The organism is Butyricimonas sp. RTP31003st1_G1_RTP31003_210430 (assembly GCF_040920905.1).
Taxonomy (GTDB): Bacteria; Bacteroidota; Bacteroidia; order Bacteroidales; family Marinifilaceae; genus Butyricimonas; species Butyricimonas paravirosa.
The window spans coordinates 1-21367 of record NZ_JBCOSQ010000072.1 but is presented as its reverse complement, the minus strand read 5'-3'; the positions used below and the strand labels follow the sequence as shown (position 1 = coordinate 21367).

The 21367-nt window shown below is 43.4% G+C and carries 18 protein-coding genes and 1 riboswitch; of the genes, 6 read left to right on the top strand and 12 right to left on the bottom strand.

The annotated features are described in order from the left end of the window. Positions 1-47: 47 nt before the first annotated feature. Positions 48-1307, top strand: a complete 1260-nt coding sequence (locus tag AB5542_RS17790; protein ID WP_162613657.1) for an energy transducer TonB — start codon at positions 48-50, stop codon at positions 1305-1307. 64 nt (positions 1308-1371) lie between these two features. Further along, positions 1372-1935, top strand: a complete 564-nt coding sequence (gene frr / locus AB5542_RS17785; RefSeq protein ID WP_027201833.1) for a ribosome recycling factor — start codon at positions 1372-1374, stop codon at positions 1933-1935. A 79-nt stretch (positions 1936-2014) separates the two neighbouring features. On the opposite strand, the gene AB5542_RS17780 is transcribed toward frr, so the two are convergent. The 12 genes from AB5542_RS17780 to rsgA all read right to left on the bottom strand — a co-directional run bounded on the left by AB5542_RS17780 (position 2015) and on the right by rsgA (position 17934). Next, positions 2015-2503 (bottom strand): pyridoxamine 5'-phosphate oxidase family protein, encoded by a 489-nt coding sequence (locus tag AB5542_RS17780; RefSeq protein ID WP_279038147.1) that lies wholly within the window; start codon positions 2501-2503, stop codon positions 2015-2017. Positions 2504-2516: 13 nt separating this feature from the next. After that, positions 2517-3275 carry a 3-deoxy-manno-octulosonate cytidylyltransferase gene (kdsB, locus tag AB5542_RS17775; RefSeq protein ID WP_087419022.1) on the bottom strand — a complete coding sequence of 253 codons (759 nt, stop codon included), beginning with the start codon at positions 3273-3275 and terminating at the stop codon, positions 2517-2519. Position 3276: 1 nt separating this feature from the next. Then, the gene (locus AB5542_RS17770; protein ID WP_087419023.1) at positions 3277-5817 is read right to left on the bottom strand and encodes a M1 family metallopeptidase; all 2541 of its coding nucleotides are present in this window, start codon (positions 5815-5817) and stop codon (positions 3277-3279) included. 8 nt (positions 5818-5825) lie between these two features. After that, the gene (locus tag AB5542_RS17765; RefSeq protein ID WP_087419024.1) at positions 5826-6179 is read right to left on the bottom strand and encodes a polymer-forming cytoskeletal protein; all 354 of its coding nucleotides are present in this window, start codon (positions 6177-6179) and stop codon (positions 5826-5828) included. 15 nt (positions 6180-6194) lie between these two features. Continuing rightward, positions 6195-6542 carry a polymer-forming cytoskeletal protein gene (locus tag AB5542_RS17760; RefSeq protein WP_087419025.1) on the bottom strand — a complete coding sequence of 116 codons (348 nt, stop codon included), beginning with the start codon at positions 6540-6542 and terminating at the stop codon, positions 6195-6197. Positions 6543-6688: 146 nt separating this feature from the next. After that, positions 6689-10936 (bottom strand): cobaltochelatase subunit CobN, encoded by a 4248-nt coding sequence (locus AB5542_RS17755; protein ID WP_279038151.1) that lies wholly within the window; start codon positions 10934-10936, stop codon positions 6689-6691. A gap of 74 nt (positions 10937-11010) precedes the next feature. Continuing rightward, on the bottom strand, positions 11011-12195 hold the full coding sequence (locus tag AB5542_RS17750; RefSeq protein ID WP_279038154.1) for an HmuY family protein: 1185 nt from the start codon (positions 12193-12195) through the stop codon (positions 11011-11013). 35 nt (positions 12196-12230) lie between these two features. After that, the gene (locus AB5542_RS17745; RefSeq protein ID WP_279038156.1) at positions 12231-14450 is read right to left on the bottom strand and encodes a TonB-dependent receptor; all 2220 of its coding nucleotides are present in this window, start codon (positions 14448-14450) and stop codon (positions 12231-12233) included. A 138-nt stretch (positions 14451-14588) separates the two neighbouring features. Beyond that, positions 14589-14790, bottom strand: a riboswitch (cobalamin riboswitch). A 138-nt stretch (positions 14791-14928) separates the two neighbouring features. Continuing rightward, a complete protein-coding gene (locus AB5542_RS17740; protein ID WP_087419029.1) occupies positions 14929-15930 on the bottom strand; it encodes a beta-ketoacyl-ACP synthase III in 1002 nt (333 codons plus the stop codon). 110 nt (positions 15931-16040) lie between these two features. Further along, complete coding sequence (gene rpmF, locus AB5542_RS17735; protein ID WP_027201828.1) at positions 16041-16226, bottom strand: 50S ribosomal protein L32; 186 nt, start codon at positions 16224-16226, stop codon at positions 16041-16043. 16 nt (positions 16227-16242) lie between these two features. After that, positions 16243-16890 carry a YceD family protein gene (locus AB5542_RS17730; protein ID WP_279038159.1) on the bottom strand — a complete coding sequence of 216 codons (648 nt, stop codon included), beginning with the start codon at positions 16888-16890 and terminating at the stop codon, positions 16243-16245. Between the two features lie 123 nt (positions 16891-17013). Next, positions 17014-17934, bottom strand: coding sequence for a ribosome small subunit-dependent GTPase A (gene rsgA / locus AB5542_RS17725; RefSeq protein WP_270543427.1), 921 nt, complete (start codon positions 17932-17934; stop codon positions 17014-17016). A gap of 402 nt (positions 17935-18336) precedes the next feature. Here rsgA and AB5542_RS17720 point away from each other — a divergent pair, with 402 nt between their 5' ends. The 4 genes from AB5542_RS17720 to AB5542_RS17705 form a co-directional block, all read left to right on the top strand. Beyond that, on the top strand, positions 18337-18912 hold the full coding sequence (locus AB5542_RS17720; RefSeq protein ID WP_279038163.1) for a non-canonical purine NTP diphosphatase: 576 nt from the start codon (positions 18337-18339) through the stop codon (positions 18910-18912). Positions 18913-18918: 6 nt separating this feature from the next. Then, positions 18919-19635, top strand: a complete 717-nt coding sequence (recO, locus tag AB5542_RS17715) for a DNA repair protein RecO (RefSeq protein WP_087419043.1) — start codon at positions 18919-18921, stop codon at positions 19633-19635. A 330-nt stretch (positions 19636-19965) separates the two neighbouring features. Further along, positions 19966-20895 (top strand): ABC transporter ATP-binding protein, encoded by a 930-nt coding sequence (locus AB5542_RS17710; protein ID WP_087419044.1) that lies wholly within the window; start codon positions 19966-19968, stop codon positions 20893-20895. 133 nt (positions 20896-21028) lie between these two features. Further along, positions 21029-21367, top strand: a 339-nt coding sequence (locus tag AB5542_RS17705; protein WP_368243286.1) for a hypothetical protein, incomplete at its 3' end; no start/stop codon positions are given.

Sequence of the window (21367 nt, the reverse complement as noted above, 5' to 3'; positions counted from 1 at the left end):
ATTTAGCTGTGATAAAAAGAACTATTTATCACACTAAGAAACACACCATGACATTAAAACCATTCTATGCTAAATTAAAATCCCTCGCCAAATTACCAATCGGATTGGTGAGTGTTTTTCTTATTTTTAATACGCATACGGCAATTAGCCAAATTCAAGATAAACAAACTGTTCAAGACTCCACGGAAGACAACCAAATCCATTTCCTCGTCCAAGAAATGCCTGTATTCCCAGGTAATCTAAATACATGGATATACAACAATATACGCTACCCGGAAACTGCCAAGGAGAAAAAACTCGAAGGGAAAGTGTATGTCAGATTCGTTATTGAAAAGGATGGAGCCATCAGCAATGTCAAGGTTATTCGGGGTGTTTCTCCCGAACTAGACAACGAGGCGAAAGCAGTTATCGCCTCTATGCCGAAGTGGGAACCGGGAAAACAAAACGGCTCTCCCGTGCGTGTTTCATACACGGTCCCTGTCTATTTTGCTTTAAAAAGTACCTCCCCTAGCGTAGAAAGAAGAACTTTCGACAGATACTTGAAAGTATTGAATGCTGAAGAAGAAAAATTAAAAAACGGACTTGACACGGTTCCTCAAGCTTCTTTCGATATGTATCGCCTCTATCTGAAAAAACGTTACGGATCAGATAAGGCCGTTTATAAAGGAATCATCACTTCCGCCCGAGAACAACAACAGTCCTCGGAAATCATGTTAAGCATCGTCATGCCCACCATGTCCCTTCCCGTCAGCGATAAAAACAAAATACTACAATTCTATAAAGAAGAATGGGACGAACAAATCCGGCTTATAGATAGCCTGCCAACAGAAGATTTCACCTCGGAGTATGTACGGATCACCCCTCGTTTCAGGGCAAACACGACCCTACGAGAAATCAAAATCCGGGATTATCTGGGAGAGAAGAAGTTCAAAAGATACGTCGAAGACTGTATTTTCAATCCCGGAAAACTCATTCGGGCTATTATTGCCAACCCGTTTGTTGGTAAATGGGAAAAAATAAGAGAAAATGGGGTTGAAACGAAACAACTCTTACAAAAAGAATATTTCGACGACTTCACGTTCAGTTGTTCTAACGGGGTCAACGGGACCTACAAGATTGCCCACGGACAATTTTTATCGGAACACGCCCCTTCTGTGAAAATAAAAGACATCGTGGAATCCTCTGCTCATTACCAATATGATGCAAACAACCGGATTCTTGTCCTCACAGGCGAAGTAAAACTAAAATTAGCAGATGGAACCCACAAAAACGTTCAAGTCAAGGAAACGTGGCGTAGGATAGAGTAAAAATAAAGTTTTTTTTATACCTTTGTTTGATTCATTATGGGATATTAAATCAAATAAAAATTATATGAACGAGGAAGTACAATTTTATCTCGACGAAGCAAAAGAGAGAATGGAAGCTGCTCTGAGTCACCTGGAATCAGAACTTAGTAAAATCAGAGCGGGAAGAGCCAACCCGAAAATCTTACAAGACGTGCTGGTTGACTATTATGGTAGTCCTACCCCGTTATCACAAGTAGCCAATATTTCAACCCCAGATCCGAGAACAATTGCAGTTCAACCTTGGGAAAAAAGTATGATCTCTCCCATTGAAAGAGCAATCATGAACGCTAATCTCGGCTTGAACCCGGATAACAACGGAGAAATTATTCGTATAAATATCCCGCCTCTGACAGAAGAGCGCAGACGCGACCTTGTAAAACAAAGTAAAGGCGAGATGGAAACAGCGAAAGTAAGTATCCGCAACGCCCGCCGGGATGTCATTGAGCAAGTGAAAAAAATGGTAAAAGACGGACTTCCGGAAGATATGTCCAAAGATGCTGAAGCCATCGCTCAAAAAATGACAGACGAGTACGGCAAGAAAGCCGATGAATACTTTGCGAAGAAAGAAAAAGACATCATGACAATCTAAAAAAGATAAAAACTAAAAATTAAAAGCTAAAAGTGAAATACCTTTTAGCTTTTAATTTTTTATCTACATTCCCCCAAATTTACGGTTTCATCCGAACCAATTCAATAGCTTCTTTGCCCGTCATATGTTCGATAGTTAATTCAATCATACTCACTTGGCCAAACAATTTATCAATCTCCTGCATACGTCCACGTTCGTCATCCGGGGTATATTTTGCTGCCAATATCTCAAGAGCCATTCTCTTTTCCATATCATCTTCCAGAACACGTGCTTTCCCGAAAACAATAACACTCCGAAAATAAGTCGTGTACTTTTGAGGCATCACTTGATCTGCCTCGATAACACAAAAAGAAACCTTCTCATTTCTCGCAATAGCATCTAATTTATGCCCACTTCGGGCACAATGAAAAAAGATCTTAGAATCACAATACACGTAACTAAGCGGGACCGCATAAGGATAGTCATTATCACCGTCAACAGCCAATACCCCTGATGTCCCGTTATCCAACACGGCAACACATTCCTCCAATGACAGCATCTGCTTTTTACGTCGCATCTCCCTAAACATTCGTACCCTCCTTTTATTGAATTAACTCCTTCAATTTCTCCAAGTCTTCCGGGGTATCAATCCCTATTGATTCATGATTCGTGATACTGACAGCAATCGTGTAACCATTCTCCAACCATCGTAATTGTTCCAAAGATTCCGCCTGTTCCAGAACACCCTGCGGGATAGAAGTCACCGCCTTCAGAATTTCCGGACGATAAGCGTACATCCCCACGTGTTTATAAAACGGGGTTTTAGCCAGCCAATCTGCACGCTCCACGCCCCTGCAATAAGGAATCGGATTTCGACTAAAATAAAGAGCAGTATGATTGGCGGAAAACACTACCTTCACTTTATTCGGGTCAAAAATCTCATCATTTTTCTCGAAAGGCTTGGCCAACGTGGCAATCTGCACGGCAGGATCTTCAAAGCACGCAATCAACGATTCGATCTGCTCCGGGATAATAAAAGGCTCGTCTCCCTGCACGTTCACCACCACGTCAAAATTGCACTGCAACATCTCTTTTACTTTCGTGTACGCCTCGTAACACCGATCCGTTCCACTCCGATGCGCATCGGAAGTCATTACCGCACACCCACCAAAAGCAAGCACGGCATCATATATACGCTTGTCATCCGTCGCCACGTATACGTGATCAGAAACAACCGCAGCCTTCTCATACACGTGTTGAATCATAGGTTTTCCGGCAATATCCACCAGCGGTTTCCCAGGAAAACGGGTGGAAGCATAACGGGCCGGAATCAATATCAATGAATTCTCTTCTATCGCCATGTTATTTTAATCTATCTCTATTCTCTTCTTCTGAATGTAAACGCCGTAAATGATCTGAATTAGATAATATCTTCAATTTCAAATTCTGCGGATAATTCGCATGTTTCTCCAAGAAAGAATTTACCATCGTGTACACATTCTTACTCGTATGACCCGCTAATCCGGCACTTAACCAAGAACCCGGGAAGAAAATATCCCCCGTCTGTTGAATCTCCTGCAACGCACCAAGCAATTTCGGAACATACCCCTCCGCCTCCATTCTCCTCCGCGGGTGATTCAACCACCGCAAACACTCTTCCACCCATACTTCATTCACCCGGTTCTCTCTTACAAGTAAGGCGTTAAACACGCTATCACGCACTTGTTTATCACCAGATAAAGAGGGGTATACATATTCAAACCGATCCAGCAAGTCCTTATTCTTAACCGTTCTCATGATATATGCCTTCGTGTCTTCATAAACACTCGTATCTCGCAATACCAAATTAAACGCAATACTAATCTTATCTTGTTCATTGATCGTTACGTCTTCCGGTAAATCCTGTTCACCCTTTAACACGCTTGACAAATAGGAACAACTCTTCGGTGAAGAACAAATTGACAATAACGTATTAAAATACGATTTTTTATTCTTCCCTTCAGCCTTATTATTTACCATATTAATACAAAAACGTTCTAAATCGTCCTGTATTAACTGCCGACTTCCCTCATCCAGATAGGTTGAATAAATAATTTTCAAGAAACTTAACGTCCGGTTCACAACCAAGTTATTCTTCTCTTGTGGTAAATGCTTGATACATAACTTCAGGAAAAACTCCCCTTTCACTTTTTTATGCAAAACCCCTTCGTAGAGAGCTTGCCAGGCAACTGCCCTGTAAAGCGGGTCATTCAGATTTCCTAGCTCATCATCAAGAAATCGAATAGAAAAATCCGTGGGTAAGAAACAACCGTATCCCATGACGTCCCCATCCGGTAACACGACAGCAGCCCCATACCTGAAAGGAGTCAGCGAATCACGTAACGGGATCAATGTTCTCTTCAACCCCATGTAATCCCAAAAAACAGATACAGCCTGAGGCCAAACCCGATTCTTCCCGCTCTCATCCGTCATCACGATTCCGTTTTTCTGGAACTCGATCACGGGAGCCCCACTTTCTTTTATCCATATCTCGTTCCAAGCCTGCAAATCCTGTCCCGTTGTACTTTCCAGCAGTTTGATCAACTCGTCCCAATCCGCATTAGAATAAGACCATCTGCGAAGATACCTTTGCAACCCGATCTGTAACCGCCGTTCGGAAATCTCCCGTTCCAACATACGCATCACGATCGGGGCCTTGTGGTAAATAATATCCCCGTACAAAGTCCCCGCATCCTTCAGATTATCCAGCTCCTGCAAAATCGGGTGCGTCCCCTTCGTCCGGTCCGTCCGTAATGCCGGCTCGTAATGATTCAAGAAAAAATTCAACCGATGATTCACGTCCGGGTATAACTGGGTCATAATCTTGTCCGACATGAAACCGGCAAACACCTCTTTCAACCACACGTCATTAAACCACCTCATCGTGACGTAATCACCAAACCACATGTGGGCCGTTTCGTGAGCGATAACATCACTGCGTTTCATCCATGCCGACAAATCAGCGTTCCGGTCCAAAAACATCGTTGACGCCCGGTAATACACGGCGCCCGGATGCTCCATCCCGCCGTACTGAAAATCAGGAATCGCCACGACATTATATACATCAAACGGGTAACGTATCCCCGTGTAGTTTTCCATCCAATCCAATGCATGACTTACCTCTCTGGCAATGACCGGAATACTGGCATTGATCTTCGAAGTATCCGTTTCCCGATGGTAAATACCGATCCAGCGCCCTCCCACGTAACGTTCCACGTACGAAAACCTTCCCACGGTAAAAGCAAACAGATAAGTACTCAACGGTTTTGTTTCCTCGAATTCGTATAACTTATAATCATTAAAATACTCCGTACGAACGGGTTCCCCGTTAGCGACCGCCCTCCACCGGGATGGTATTTTCAACGTCAATTTAAATCTCGCCTTTATATCCGGTTGGTCGAAACAAGGCATCAACGTACGACATCGATCCGGAACCAGCAACGTGTATAGCATGTCATCGCTTCGATTCAAAGAGGACTCTCCCGCTTTAAATTGGATGACCAGCTCGTTCCGTCCCTTTTTCAAGTGTTCTGGTTGAATAATAATATGTTCATTTTTAAACGTGTACGGAACTTTTCTCCCATCCGAAGACGTAACGGCAAGAATATTCTCTTTTGCCTCTTTAAAATCCAGAATGACCGGAACCAGATCAAACAATTCAAAAAAGATCGTCGATTCAGCCATAATCGCCTCACTCCTGTCCGCCGGAATGGAAAAATACAATTTATAGGTCACGCCGCCTATATTCGCTTTACGTTCTTTGGCCAGTTCCAAAGAAACACCATCTTCTACCTTATCCTGTTCCTTTTCACAAGAAACCAGACTCAGTAGCAATGAGATCACTACCAATACACGACACACCACGTCTTTAATTATTTTTGTTGAACTTCTCGTTGGATATGGCACTCGCCATTAAAAACCGCTCCGGACTCGATCGCGATATAAGCAGCTTTGATCGTTCCCGTGAATACCGACTTTGCCCTCAAGGAAACAGTCCCCGTCGACACGATATTCCCTTCCATGGTTCCTAAAATATCAACATTCGGAGAATTAACCTCTCCCTCCACCTTGGCCATCTGCCCGATAACCAGACGTCCCTTCGTGAAAATCTTTCCTTTAAGCTCTCCGTCAATACGAATGTCATTTGAAGCGTGAAGATCCCCGGTAATCTGAGTTCCTTCACTGAGTAAATTTAACGCTATTTGCTGTTGTACTTCTTTTCCCATGATTTATCGTTTACTTTATTTTCTTACCAAACGTAACCGTTTTATATCATACTTCACGGCTCTCACGAGCAGTTTTCCTGCCTGCACATCCCCTTCCAAAACGGCATTTTCTCCAATAATTAAAAAACAGGTCTCCACGTTTCCCCCCACCAATCCCTCTATCTCCAATTCCCGACAAGAAATATTTCCTGTTACTACAGCCCCCGACTTCACCTCCACCTTACCTTTTGCAGTAACATTACCTGAAATTTTGCCAAATAAACACAAGTTCCCGGGCAGGATAATATCTCCCTCGATCTCGGAATCTTTCAAGACAACTGTCTGCCTCATTTCGGTACAGTCCTGACTCGCACTTTTTCTCATTTAGCATCCATAATAATCGACCAAATATACAACAAGTAATTTAAAATTGGAAATCCCGATTAAGGATTAATGACGTAAAAACAAAAAGGACTGCCCATTGATCCGAGCAGTCCTTTCATTTAAATAGTAAACGCAAATAATCAAATTTATTTTTTCCGTTTCAGAAACACCATCACTATAATCAATATGACTCCCACCAATAACAACGCAATAAAGAGGGTCTTCCTACCTTCTCCAGAATCTTGCTGTACCTGACTTGCTCGATTCAATTCCTCCTTCTTCAATACCACCCCATTCTGAGCATGTTCCACTTGTACTTCCCGAACACCATCTATATTTTTACGATAAGCCTCAACACGATTTTTATCTGTATGCAAGGCAACAAAATCCTGTAACTTCCGGTTATCACAAACAAATCCGGTACAAGCCGGGCGATAATCTTCTAATAAACGGGTATGTAAGTTTGCAACATCGGCCAACTGCTCTTTCGTTGCCGGCCAGTAGCCTTTACGTGCTGTTTCAAGCATCACCGCCGTAATCTCCTCTAAGGCCGCGGGACTCTCCTGTTTGAAAAATTCATGAATACCCAACTTCAAATTGTCTTTCACATACACGTCATACACCCGATCCCAAAAATCCTTCCCTATAACTGACGGTTTCATAACATTCCAACCGTAACTATTCCGAATGGTTTCAGCAAAAATAGAAGCAGACGATGCCCCTCCTTTCATTTTTTCCCGAATAAAAGCAGGATTAAAAATTGTTGTACGTCCCTCCACACCGATAGCTTCTTTTAATTCCTGTATTCTCACATGATTACGATTCCTATAATCACTCAGATAAGTCTCCGGTTCTTTACCGGTCACTTCTCGTACGGCTAAATTCAATCCTCCCATAAATTCATACACATGGTCTAGGCTTAAAGCCCCCCACGTATTACTTTGACGGGGTTGAATGACAACATCTGCATCGTGAAGAGCTACCTCAAAAGCATCCCGGCTATATTTTCCCCACGCCTTACTGTCGCCATACATCATTCCCATATTGCTCAAATACCGATCAGCGATCTCCGACTCCCGTTCCCAGGCATCTCCCTTTTCTACTAATCCCGTAATTCCTGTACCATACCCGGCACCACCGAATACTCTCACCATGGACAACTCCCGAGCCTCTTTAGGAGAAAAACCCTTATCCACCAGCAACTTCTCTGCCTCCATTGTACCGGCAACAACATAATTCCCACACGTATCATTTTTAGCCTGTGCCGCCAGCGCTACCGCTTTCGTGAGCAACTCCAACCGTGATGCGGCAACATCCCGCAACTGTCCGGATGTCTGCACGACAATATCAATTCTCGGACGTCCCAACTCGGCTGATGGTATTAACCGCAAATCTGTCACCCGGTTCATCCCGTCACGTACGGGAGCGACCCCTAACATATACATTGCCTGAGCCAAAGTTGCCCCCTCCGTTTCTATAAACTCCCCGGCCCAGAAAGTGTAACTTACCTTACGGGGATAGGTCCCATGCTTTTTACGATACTGGTCAATGGTTGTCTGGGCCAAAGCTTTACCCTCGTCCCAAGCCCTCACGCCCGGAGTGGACTCCGCATTAATAGCAAACAAATTGCGTCCGGTGGGTAACGTGTTCGGGTTACGCACGGCATCCCCTCCCGGAGAAGGAGCCACAAAACCACCATTCAATGCGTTCAGCAAAGACTGCATTTCCTGTTCGGGAGACTCACGTAAACACCGGGCATAATCCTGCACGTGCCCTGCAACCTGTTGAATCTCATTCACCGCTTTGGCAAATTCTTTATCTTCTTGCGGTACTTCCGGTAACACAGGTTTCTTTCCCTCTTGTTCCGCCTTTTTACGAGCCTCGATACGTTTTTTCACCCAATCGGGCATCTTACCGACCTTGGGCATCCCGACAGGCATTTTCATCCCACCATCACTTTTTTTCACCCCTTCCGATATATTATTACCCGCATCAGAAGCCATCGCCATCATTTCACTCATCGACAATTGTTTCGGGTTAAGAGCCATTTCTGTCGCACGGGCTCGCATCACGTCTGCCTGACTCACGCCCAATTGTTCCAATGTCAATTCTTTCCCCGAACGCAACAACTCTTCAACCTGCTTCCGAGCGTTAGCCACGTAATGGCGATTCACGTATACATTATCAGAAAATTGCTCGGCAGTAATCCGTCCTTTTTGCTTGTCAAGACGAGCAAAACTGTAAGCTAACGGCTCTGCACACATGGCAATAACCGTAGAGCGAATATCTTCTCCAGTAAAAGGCTGCCCTAAAGTATACAACCGCCCTGTCATTTTTTCATTGGCAATCTCTTCTGCAAAACTCTCTACTTTCCGGATCTCTTCCTCTGTACAAGGCTTTGTAGCCACACTATCCATCTGTAAATCATGATGCAGACCAAGACTTAACACCTTACTTTTAATCCGTTTTGCCCAAGTCGGTTGTTCTGTCTCTCCTGCACGATCATAGTCTGCAATCAGCCGGAACAATTCTTCATACTGTCCCCGAGTCCGGCTCTCCATAAAAGGTGGAGTCAAATATGACACCAATGATGCATACGTCCGACGCTTAGCGACGATACCTTCTCCCACGTTAGCGATCGTGTAATAATAAAAATGAGGAACAGTCCCTATTAATCGGTCCGGCCAATCCCCTGATGACAAAGCCACTTGTTTTCCGGGAGTAAATTCCAAACTGCCATGCGTGCCAAAATGAATTAAAGCATCCGCCAGAAAACCCTTCTGTATCCACAAATAGGGTGCAATATAAGCATGGGGAGGAGCCACATCAACCCCGTGTAAAATCTGGAACTCATTATCTCCGGCAGCCGCAACAGGTTGGGGCATTAACACTATATTTCCAAAACGCAAACAAGAAAATGCCAAAGCCGGTTCGCCATTTTTTGCCCCACTCATGTATTCTCCAGGCGCCTCTCCATATTGTTTCACGACTTCTGCATATTTCTCCGGGGTAAGAACTTCTTTGGCCCATCTCTCATAATCGGCTTTATTAATCCATTCCGGATGGGCGGTTGCCATGAATTCCGCCATTTTCCCTTTGGCATAACTCCCAAAAATACTTCCTTCACGTTGGAGCAAAGCCTCAAATTCTTTTTCCGTTGCCGGAATATTCTCCACGGTATAACCTTCCGCTTTCAATCGTTTCAAAAAAGCATAAAGCGATGGAGCGACTTCAAGTCCGGCAGCGGTCAATGCACTTTGTCCGGCTCCTTTCAAGTAGACAATTGCCAACCGTTTATCTTTATTCTCTTTACGTTGAAGTTGTATTTGATTATAAATACCGTCAACCAGATTCTTTACCCGGTCCGCCACGGGAACAAATTGATAATACCCGTTCTTATCAGCATCCTGCACGGAAAGCACTTGTGAACGAGTACCCCCGTCAATTTCCGGCAATACCACACTAGCCGACAGGTACCCTCCGGCCAATCCCCTCGGGTCCTTTTCCCATTCATCCCGTTCCTGCAAAAGAGTTAACGGACAAAACAACGGGATATTACGTTCCCGTAACCACTCCACGCTTTTATCACTTCCCAAACGCCCCATCGGCAGATAAATCACAGCATCGGGAGAAACCTCCTGCAACATCTGTAAACGTTTTCCTGCCGCGTAAACGGGATACACGTTAAAACCTGCACGTTCCAAACTAACAACCAGAGTATCCACATTCGCCCGGTTACCACTTAAAGGAGAAGTCATGCCGGAAACAATAGCTATGGAAGGAGCCCCCTCCTTATAAAAACCATTTTTACGATAATAGCTGTTGTACCCGTCCAAATCCGTAAAATAGTTATCATCTCCCAAATGCCAATAAAAATTAGAAGGCAAATGTTGCGGATCAGCCGGCATCGTTGTAAAAAGCTTATGCTTGTCGAGTTCTGCACGGCAGAAATAAAGCAGATTACGGTAATTCGTCTTATTACCATTTCCGTAATAATCTCCAATGCGTTCCTGCTGAAGACTATCCACATTATGATTTGTAATTACCCCAGAAGAAAATATTAAAGTATACACCGCGGTTCCTTTCGCCCCTGCAGTCTGAATAGCCGCGGCTTGTTCTCCGTTTAAACGTAATCCGGGACCAAAAAATAAAACAACATCGTAATTTTTCAACTTACTTGCATCCTCCGGTTTCAATGCATCGACTTGTATCATCCGACTATCATTCGCCAAAGCGATACTAGATGCCTGATAAGCGGGGAAATTAATTAATGCAACCCGAGTCGGGGCAAGGTAACGGGAATAAAGTCCCCAGATACAGCAAAGTAGGATAATCACTATCCCCACCTTTAACAATATCTTTTTACGTGTACGAACAAAAGATTTCAATCCCATAACATCAGATTTTAATAAACCAAATTACCCCGGAGCCTAAACTCCGGGGGACAAACACTATTATTTACCTCCTGTCACTTTGCAGGATAGATATATTCAAATTCTATATTTCCCTTTTCATTCGTACCTTTATAGGTCTTCATTATAATCTTTGCCCAATGTTTACCATCTGCCGTTTGAATAGCAAAAACGTTATTATTATAATACCACTTCATTTCTGCAGGAGCATTAAACCATGCCCACGTTGGTTGTTCTTTACATTGGAAAGCAGGACTTCCACTTTTATTCTCAAAACTTCCCATCGTGGTCATCATGCTAACCAGCTTATCTATTGTATAACCAGATTTAGGCACACTCGGAACATCATCAAAACTCGTCTTATTCATATCCAAGGCACCACCTTGACCTTTACCGGAAGTTCCGCTATTCGTACGGATATAATAACGCTGAAATGCAATATCCCAATCCAAGCTGGTTGCAGCTTGTTCCTCTGTCAATTCAACAAAATCCCCTTTAGCAAAGGAAAAATATTTCCATGGATCTGTTGCATTTGAAGAAGCTAGATAAACGATGTTATTCGTAACAGGTGTTTCCGGTTCTTCCGGCTCATCACCACCCTGCTCTATGTCTGCATCAGCCTCTCCATCATATATATAACGGAATGTAATGTGGCCAGAATTTCCTAATTTATCTTTATAAGTATCGAAAATCACTTTTGCACAATTCTTTCCGTCAGCAGAACGGAAAACAAAAACATTGTGATTATAATACCAAGTAGATTCCATATATTTATACCAAGCCCAACTATTAGAACCTTCACATTCTATCCCCGGATTATAAGAATCTTTCGTGAAATTTCCCATCGTAGTCATGATATTCAGAGAATCATCTACCACAAACTCGGAATTCACATTTCCAGTAACAGCAGCAAAAGTTGTCGCTCCAGAATCAAGCACTCCACCCTTTCCTTTTCCAGAAGTCCCACTATTGGTTTTCACGTAATAACGATTGAAAGCAACATCCCACTCCAAACTTGTTGTGGCCTGCTCTGTTGTCAATTCAACAAAATCTCCTTTTTTAAAAGAAAAATATTTCCAACCGCTATTATAATCTGCCGATTCAAAAGTACGAGTACGGATAGAATCATCTACCTCCGGACCATCACCGTCACCATCATCATCTGTACAAGCCATAAAGTTAAACGAAAATGCCAGACAAGCCAATAGCATGAGGCATGATTTTAAATTAAACTTTTTCATTCTATATCAATATTAAGTTAAAGATTCTCATGTTGTCAGAAACGGAATATCACGGAACCGAAGAATCGACGTCCGGCATCATACGTCGTGTAATGTTCCGTGTCCGTATAATCAAATAAATTCTGAATTCCGCCTGTTAACGTCAACCTCATAAACTTCTTTTGCCAAGGCGTATATTGGGCCACCAATTTCCAAAGACTATAAGCCGGTTTTGTATTTTCACGAATCACCTCTATTTCTTGACCGCTATCGTCCGTTTCAGTGGATTTACTCTGTGACAATTTCTTAGAAGTCCACCGTCCGGAGAGAGAAACAGAACCATCCCGTTTCAATAATTTACCGCGTAATGTCGTGGTAAAATTCAAGGCGTGTTTTGAATTTCCGGACAATTGCAAATCCGTCTCCCGATCTCTCGCATCAGTATAAGCATAAGTTCCCCTCAGCAACAATTGCTTAATCGGGTAATAAGTTAATGTTCCTTCTGCCCCGCGTATACGCACGGCCTCCACATTTGCATAATGCATTTCTGCTCCCAATTGTCCCGGTTCCGGATCTTCCACGTCAATAACAAAAGAATTAATTTTATCTTTTATCGTGTTCTGGTACCCTTCCACGCTTGCATTCAACCGTCCATTGTAAGTATATTCCGCCGAAACCGATAAATAATTGGAATATTCCGGTTTCAAATCTGGATTTCCAACATTATGCGACACACTTCCCATGTCAAAATCAGAATACAACTCCGTCAAGCCGGGAGCCTTAAATCCCCGACTATACCCGGCACGGAATTTAAAACTGCCCGGGGCATACATCAAATTTACTTTCGGGGTATACGCGTCACCAAAAACAGAATGGTGTGTGTAACGGAAACCTCCTACCAAATCCAGCTCCGGCAATATCTGCCAATCCACCTGCACGAAAACATTCGCATCGTTCACTTTTCTCACGGTTTGTTCCTTACCGTATTGCATCTTATTATAATTCCGAGTCCAATTCCATTCAATTCCTCCAACAATCTCCACGTTCTTCAAGGGACTATAAATATCTGTCAAACGGGCTGTCTGCTCGTGAGAAGTCGCATTCGTACTATCTGCAAGATCAATCAAATCATACACGGTCTTACGAGTATAAAAATCTCCGTAATACACCGCATACAACTTATTCTTTTCCCCGAAGGCATGCTCCAATGATGCCCGGAATGTTTTGTTTAAACTGCGATAATGCGTTGGAGATTCTCCCTTGGGAGGATTCTCTACTTCATTCCAATAGAAAGAAGCTGAAGCCACCACTTTCGTCCGTTCATTATTCCATCCTACCTTCTCCTCTATATTCATATCATGTGAAGGATTCATCGTGTAAGACTGGGGTGTTTCGGGCGTAAGATCATACCCATCCGTGGAATTACGACGAAAAAGAGTCTGGGAGAAAAATCCCTTGTGAGCCAACCCGATCCCCGCATCCAACTGCAGATCATTAAACTTAGAATAACGAGCTTTTGCCCAGCCTTCCAAAGAGCGTTTCGGAGAATCCGTGATAATATTCACAACCATACCCATGGCACTTGACCCGTAAAGAGCAGAAGCCGCACCTTTCAAAATCTCGATCCGTTTAATATTGGACGTACTCAGCCGATCGAAATCGATAGGTCCCCCGGGAGTCTGAGATAACCTCTCCCCATCAACCAAGATAAGGATGTAACTATTTTCCAATCCCTGAATCTGGATATTATTACCGCGAGGGTCCACGTTAAAACGAAGCCCCGGAATATTGTACTCCAGAACATCCATCATACTCTCGTAATCATTTCGTTGTAACTCCTCGGCAGAAACGACACGAGTCATCACGGGAGCCTCGGAAATCACCTTTTCCGTTCTCGTACCTGTAATAACCACCTCGTCCAAATCCAACAAACTCTTCTTCAGCTTAATAACAAGTCCAGAGATTGTTCCAGGAGCCACATCAACTTCACGAGTCTCATACCCGACAGAACGAACCGTCAAAGTTGCTTTACGATTGGCAGGCACGTCAATTTTAAATTTTCCTTCCGTATCGCAAACACTCCCCCAACCTAACTCTTTCACCATGAGAGTTGATAAAGGTATTGCATCCCCTGTTTCAACATCCACGACTTTTCCGGTTAATTTTACCGTTTTCACCGTATCAGCCATCACCTCCGGTTGAATCGCCATAAGTCTTGACATTGGTGCGAAATTCAATACAAGTACGCCACATACTAGCAATAAGATACTTTTCATGTTTATTATTTTTTCATAAACATTATAAACGCCACACGACAGCACACATCACGCACATCCGTGGCTTCATAAATGTTACTGTTAATAAAAACAATAGCTATTATTTTTTCCTTTTTATCATCCTTATTCCCGAGAACAATAAAAACATCTAATTCAGGCAGGTTTTCTGACTTTCTCCGCTTATGTCGCCTTCCCGGACGAACCAGTGGCATGAGGTGACTAAGCATTTCCCGTGTAACGGGAAAGAGATTACAGCAACGGGTATTGTTCCGGACTCTCACCGGATTCCCTTACATCCCATACAGATAGCATGGGACTCACCAAAATCGACGCAAATATATAAAATAATTTATTTCTTAATGAAAAAAACAATTATTTTCTAATAATCAGCTAAAATATCTTACACCCATCTTCTGAAATCAAAAAAGCTGTTCGGTTATTTCCCGAACAGCCTCGTATATCGTATTATCGATACAATCTAACCCTTATGAGTATATCCCCATTTCAAATAAATGGCACCCCATGTAAATCCGGCACCAAAAGCAGCAAGGATCAAATTATCCCCCTTCTTCAGTTGGTCCTCCCATTCATACAGACACAACGGGATTGTTGCCGAGGTCGTGTTACCGTATTTTTGGATATTAACCATGACCTTCTCTTTGGGTAACCCCATTCGTTCCCCGGTAGCCTTGATAATACGCAGGTTTGCCTGATGAGGTACCAGCCAAGCCACGTCCTCCGAGGACAAGTTATTGCGTTCCATCACTTCCACCGACACGTCTGCCATGTTCGATACAGCATGTTTAAACACGGGCTGTCCTTCCTGGTAAATATAATGTTCCCGGGCTAAAACCGTATCAATGGTTGGCGGTTTCAAAGAACCACCTGCTTTCATATGTAGGTGAACACGTCCCATTCCATCCGAACGCAATATGTGGTCAATTACCCCCAAATCTTCAGTTGTCGGCTCCAGCAACACGGCGGCAGCCGCATCTCCGAAAATAGGACAAGTTGCCCGATCCGTGTAATCCGTAATCGCGGACATCTTTTCAGCTCCCACGACAATCACTTTTTTATAACGCCCGCTCTCCACGTACTGCGTCGCCGTGATCAAGCCATATAGGAAACCGGAACATCCGGCATTAAGATCAAAACTAAAAGCATTCTTTATTCCCACCATATCGGAAATCACGTTCCCGTTAGCAGGGAAATGCATGTCGGCCGTAACCGTACAGCAAATCAATAAATCAACTTCTTCCGGTTTCAAACCTGTTTTACGAAACAAGTCCTCCACCGCTCTGGCCCCGAGGTAAGCACTGCCTTTACCGGCATCCCGCAAAATACGTCTCTCTTTTATACCGATTCGAGTCATGATCCATTCGTCTGTGGTATCTACCATCCGGCTCAACTCCTCGTTAGTTAGAATATAGTCGGGATAATACGCTCCTACCCCTGTGATTACCGCTCTTGGCCTTTCCATAAAATAAAAATTTTCAAATTGAATAATAGAATCAGACACCTATATACAATCATAGCCCCCTAGTACAGGGGGCTGTATTATCTAAGGCAATCTTTATCATTGCATCAAAATTATGCAACAACTGCTTTCTCAATAGCCAATTTACCCCTGTAATACCCACATTCCGGGCATACAGTATGATACTGAACTGCAGCACCACAATTTGAACACTTTGCTATTGCAGGAACCGTTGCCTTATCGTGAGTTCTTCTTTTATTCCTTCTCTGTTTAGAGATTCGGTGTTTAGGATGTGCCATTTCTCTCTAGTTTTATTTAGTTATTATTAATTAATTTCCTCAATTCATCCCAGCGGGGATCAATCTTATCATTCTCTTCTTCCATTGTCAACTCTTCCAGTACATGCTCCATCTCCTCGTTACATTCTCCCTCCGGGTGAACCACGCGAAGCGGGTAATTCAGCATATACACCTCATATAGCGGTTCACTCAAATCCAGATAATCATCATCTTGAGCCAAGATAATAAAATCATCATCATTTCCTTCCTCTCTCTCCCCGTACTTCGCGTACAAGTTCAATTCTCCGCTAATTGGTAACTCCATTTCCTCCAGACAGCGATCGCAAATTGCTTCTACCGTCCCTTCGATCGTCATCCGAACCTCCATCAGCAGGGATGATTTCACGATATTTACTCTCGCGTTTACTTTTCCTTTCGTTCCTTTTGTCGCGTCAAAACAATCAAAAAAACTGCCATCCATGACAAACTCGAAAGTGTGAACGCCTTCCCCTAAGCCTCTGTGGGCTATCTTATATTCTTTCAATCTGTCCACTACTCTTGACGTAAAACGGGGACAAATGTACAAAAAAATATAATACCCAGTACATTCATACCCGTTTTTTTCTTGGAAACAAAATCTTGTATCTTTCTCCCACTTAATCGTGTTCGCCTCCTTCTTATTCATACTCCGGACACGATCTTCCTGTTGCAACCCGCAATCACAATACAGACCTTCCCTATAATATATATTGTAAAAAACTTCGATTTTTTGGAATGCACGATGAAAATTCCGTTCCCTCAAAACCCTTTATTTCCGATATTTTTCATCTCCTTCCTCGAACATACTTACATAGCTGAAATAGCGACTCTCGCTGATTTCCCCCTTCTCCACGGCTTCCAGCACGGCACATCCCGGTTCGTGAATATGCGTGCAATTATAGAATCGGCATTCACTTGCCCGCTTGAATATTTCCGGGAAATAATGTGATATCTCTGTTTTTTCCATGTGAATCAACCCGAACGCCCGGATTCCGGGAGTATCGACGATGTACCCGCCAAAACTCAACGGGAACATTTCCGCGAACGTGGTGGTATGTTTTCCCGTGTCATGGGAATCGGAAATCTCCGCCACTTTCAGTTTTAATCCCGGCTCGACACGATTGATCAGCGAGGATTTTCCCACCCCCGACAAGCCGGAAAACACGGTCACTTTATCCTTCAAGGCCGTCACCACGTCTTCCATCCCCTCCCCGGTCAACGAGGACACGTGAAGACACTCGTAGCCTGCTTGCATATAGATCTGGGTCAAAGCGCCCAACAACAATAAATCCTCATCGTCGTACAAATCAATCTTGTTAAACATGAGTATGGCCGGAATCCGGTAAGCCTCCACGGATGCTAGGAAACGATCAATAAAAACGGTCGATGTAACGGGATGATTCACCGTCACCACCAACACCGCCTGATCAACATTCGCAGCGATAATATGCGCCTCTTTCGACAAGTTCGTTGATTTCCGGATAATGTAATTCTTCCGATCTTCAATCCGGTTGATCACCGCGCCATCGGGATTGACCTCCACCTCGACAACATCCCCTACCGCAACAGGATTCGTGGTCTTAATCCCTTTCATCCGGAACTTACCCTTGATCCGACAGTCCAGCACTTCCCCCGATTCCATTCGCACGGAATACCAACTTCCGGTAGATTTCACAACAATCCCTTTCATATTATCAATTTAATGGTTCCTGTTTTACCCGAATGCAAATATACACGATATAATTTTCTTCCCGCACGGACCGAGAAAAATTATAATATCAAGGATTATAAATTGTCCTACCCACGACAGTCCCACGTCAATCTTTAATACATGATTAATCTTGCATTTCTACCTGATCAATAGCTGAAATCACTCTTTTATCATGCTTTTAAAATACTTATAAAACGCTATTCTAAATATAGCGTTTTAATAGGGTTTTAATAGCGTTCTAATAGCGTTTTATACGGTAGTGGTCTAGTAGTAATCATCTATAAATCATGACTTTTTAACTTTACACGGCATTTCTAGGGATAATCGTTAGTTTCTACTCCCAATTTCACTACCTTTGCAACATACAAATTATTACAAGCCATGAAATTAGTTTTCGCTACCAATAATGCCCACAAGCTGGAAGAAATAAAAGAAATGCTAGGTTCCCAGCATGAGATCGTTTCCTTGAAAGAGATTCAATGCCATGAGAACATTCCGGAAGAACAAGACACGCTCGAAGGGAATGCTCTTCAAAAAGCCAGGTATATTCACGAGAAATATGGCTTAGACTGTTTCGCGGATGATACAGGATTAGAAATAAAAGCCTTGAACAATGCTCCCGGTGTTTATTCCGCACGATACGCCGGTAATGCCCACGACTCGGAAGCCAACATGAAAAAAGTTTTACAAGAGATGCAAAATATATCGGAACGCCAAGCCCGTTTCAGAACTGTTATCGCTTTAATTCTCGGGGAAAAGGAATACTTGTTTGAAGGTATTGTCAATGGGGAAATTCTCACAAGCAAGCATGGGCACGAGGGATTCGGTTACGATCCGATTTTCCGTCCCGAAGGTTTTCAAGAAAGTTTTGCCGAAATGCCCCTTCACGAGAAAAACGAAATCAGCCACCGGGGCCAAGCCGTCCGGGCATTATGCAGTTTTTTAAACAACTTATAAAAAAGCATGCACACGGTGAAGGCCATCATATTAAAAAGCATACCTCATTCCGAACAGCAACAAATTCTACATGTTTATTCGGAAGAAAGAGGTTATATGCAAATGATTACCCCGTTAGCCCTGTTCAAGCGTAAAGCGAACACCTCCGCCCAGTGTATGCAAATCGTGGAAATCGAGTTTATCCCTAATGAAAGGGGGGGACTCCACAAACTGAAATCATTCTCTCCACTCGTAAACACGTCTGCCATCTATTTCGACGTGTACAAAATGAATATAGCCCTGTTGTGGGGTGAAATATTAAACCTCGTGCTACGGGATTCCGACCCGAACCCCAGCCTATACGAGTACATCAAAACTTCCGTGGAATACTTGAATATCACACGGGAGGACATCGCCAATTTCAACTTGCTATTCCTGTTTCGGTTGGGCAAATTACTCGGGTTCAGCATAGACAATAGCACATACCACCCCGACCACGTGTTCAACATCAATGACGGATGTTTTTATCCCACAGGTTCACCGGGAAGTTACCATACGGGGCCACATTCCGCCAAAGCGATCCATGCCCTCTGCACGTGTCAGTTACAAGAATTGAAAGACATCCCGCTTAATCAACAGGGACGCAAGATTTTACTCGACATAGCCCTGCTCTTTCTCGGGTTCCATCTGAACTTGGATTTTAACACGAAAAGTATCCGGGTTATCCGGGAGATATTTTCTTGATGATGCGTGTTCATCGATAAAATCGAGGTTTCTGTCCCGAAATTACCGATGTTGACTTGAATTAATTGATCAATAACGCTGTATTTCATATCTTTACAGAAAACTTAAACGAAAATCACATGAAACAGGGTAAAGCATCCGGCAGTCAACAAAAATTCACCAAAATGGCCTTCGAGAACCAACATTGGAAGTCATAAGTTAATATTTTGTTAAAATAATAAACCTTTTTAAGCAAAAAGTGTCTCACTCAAACTAGGATATTTCACATTTTATTAACATATATTCCGGCTTATTATGCATAGATTTATACCAACCTAAAATACCAGCGTTATGCGTATAAAAATTGTAAATCTGAATAAAGTCTACCCGGGAGGTAAAAAAGCCTTAAAAGACTTGAATTTGGAAATCGAACCGGGGATGTTCGGCCTGTTGGGACCGAATGGAGCAGGAAAAACCTCTCTCATGAGAATCATGACTCTATTGCAGAGTTGCACGTCAGGAACCATCTATTTTGATGATTATGACATTGCCAAGGACCGGAAAGCGATTCGCTCCCTGCTGGGCTACTTGCCACAGGACTTCCGTTTCTTCGAGAAACTGAAAACCTGGGAATTCCTCGATTACGGTGCCGGGCTTGCAGGGATCAAGGGGAAGCAACACCGGGCCGAAGTGGTAGACGAGATGCTACGCAAAGTTGGTTTATTTGAAGTCCGTGACCGTTGGGCCAACCGGTTATCCGGGGGTATGAAACGAAGACTCGGGATCGCCCAAGCCATCATCGGAAACCCGAAAGTGATTATCGTGGACGAGCCGACTACCGGACTGGACCCGGAAGAGAGAATCCGGTTCCGTAACATCCTGTCAGACATCAGCGACAAGGATTCCATCATTATCCTTTCCACCCATATCGTGGGAGACATTTCAAGTACCTGTAAGAAACTGGCCTTGCTAAACCGCGGAGAACTGAAGTTTGAAGGTTCACCGGACGAGATGATCGATCTGGCTCGCGGAAAAGTATGGGAGATCTTCGTAACCGACATGGAATACGAAGAAATCAAAGATAAATACCCGATTATTTCAACCATCCCGACGGACGGCGGTATGGAGATTCAGGTCGTGGCCGATGCCATTGACGGCTACTCGCACAAAGCCATCGAACCGAACCTCGAACATGCCTACGTTTACTACATGGACTACTTGCTGAAAGACAAGATGAACATGCAGGTTGAAGCAATCAAAGAAAATGAATTGTTCAAGTAAATCTTAGAAGAAACCAGCGATGAATATTCACAACATCAGCACAATATCGAGATACGAAACCAAGCTCCTACGGAGAAGCTGGCTATTTCGTATATTCGCTATTTTATCCCTTTTAGTTATCGTATTTTTTCACATGGGTACACAGTCAAACCTGGGATGGTTCGAATGGGTCATGGTTGCCATGCCATCCTCCATCCCGTTTGTCAATATCTACCTTTTCAATATCGCACAATCTGTCATTGCCATATTCCTGGCAGGGAGCTTTTTAAAGCGAGATAAAAAGTTAGATACAGCCGAAGTAATTTACGTACGCCCGATGAGTAACGCGGATTATATCATCGGGAAAACATGGGGGATCGTGAAAGTGTTTGTATCGTTAAACATTATCGCTTTACTCATCGCTGGTTTCATTCATTTGTTTGCGAGTGAATCCCCGTTTACCCTATTCCCCTATTTCTTCTACCTACTCACG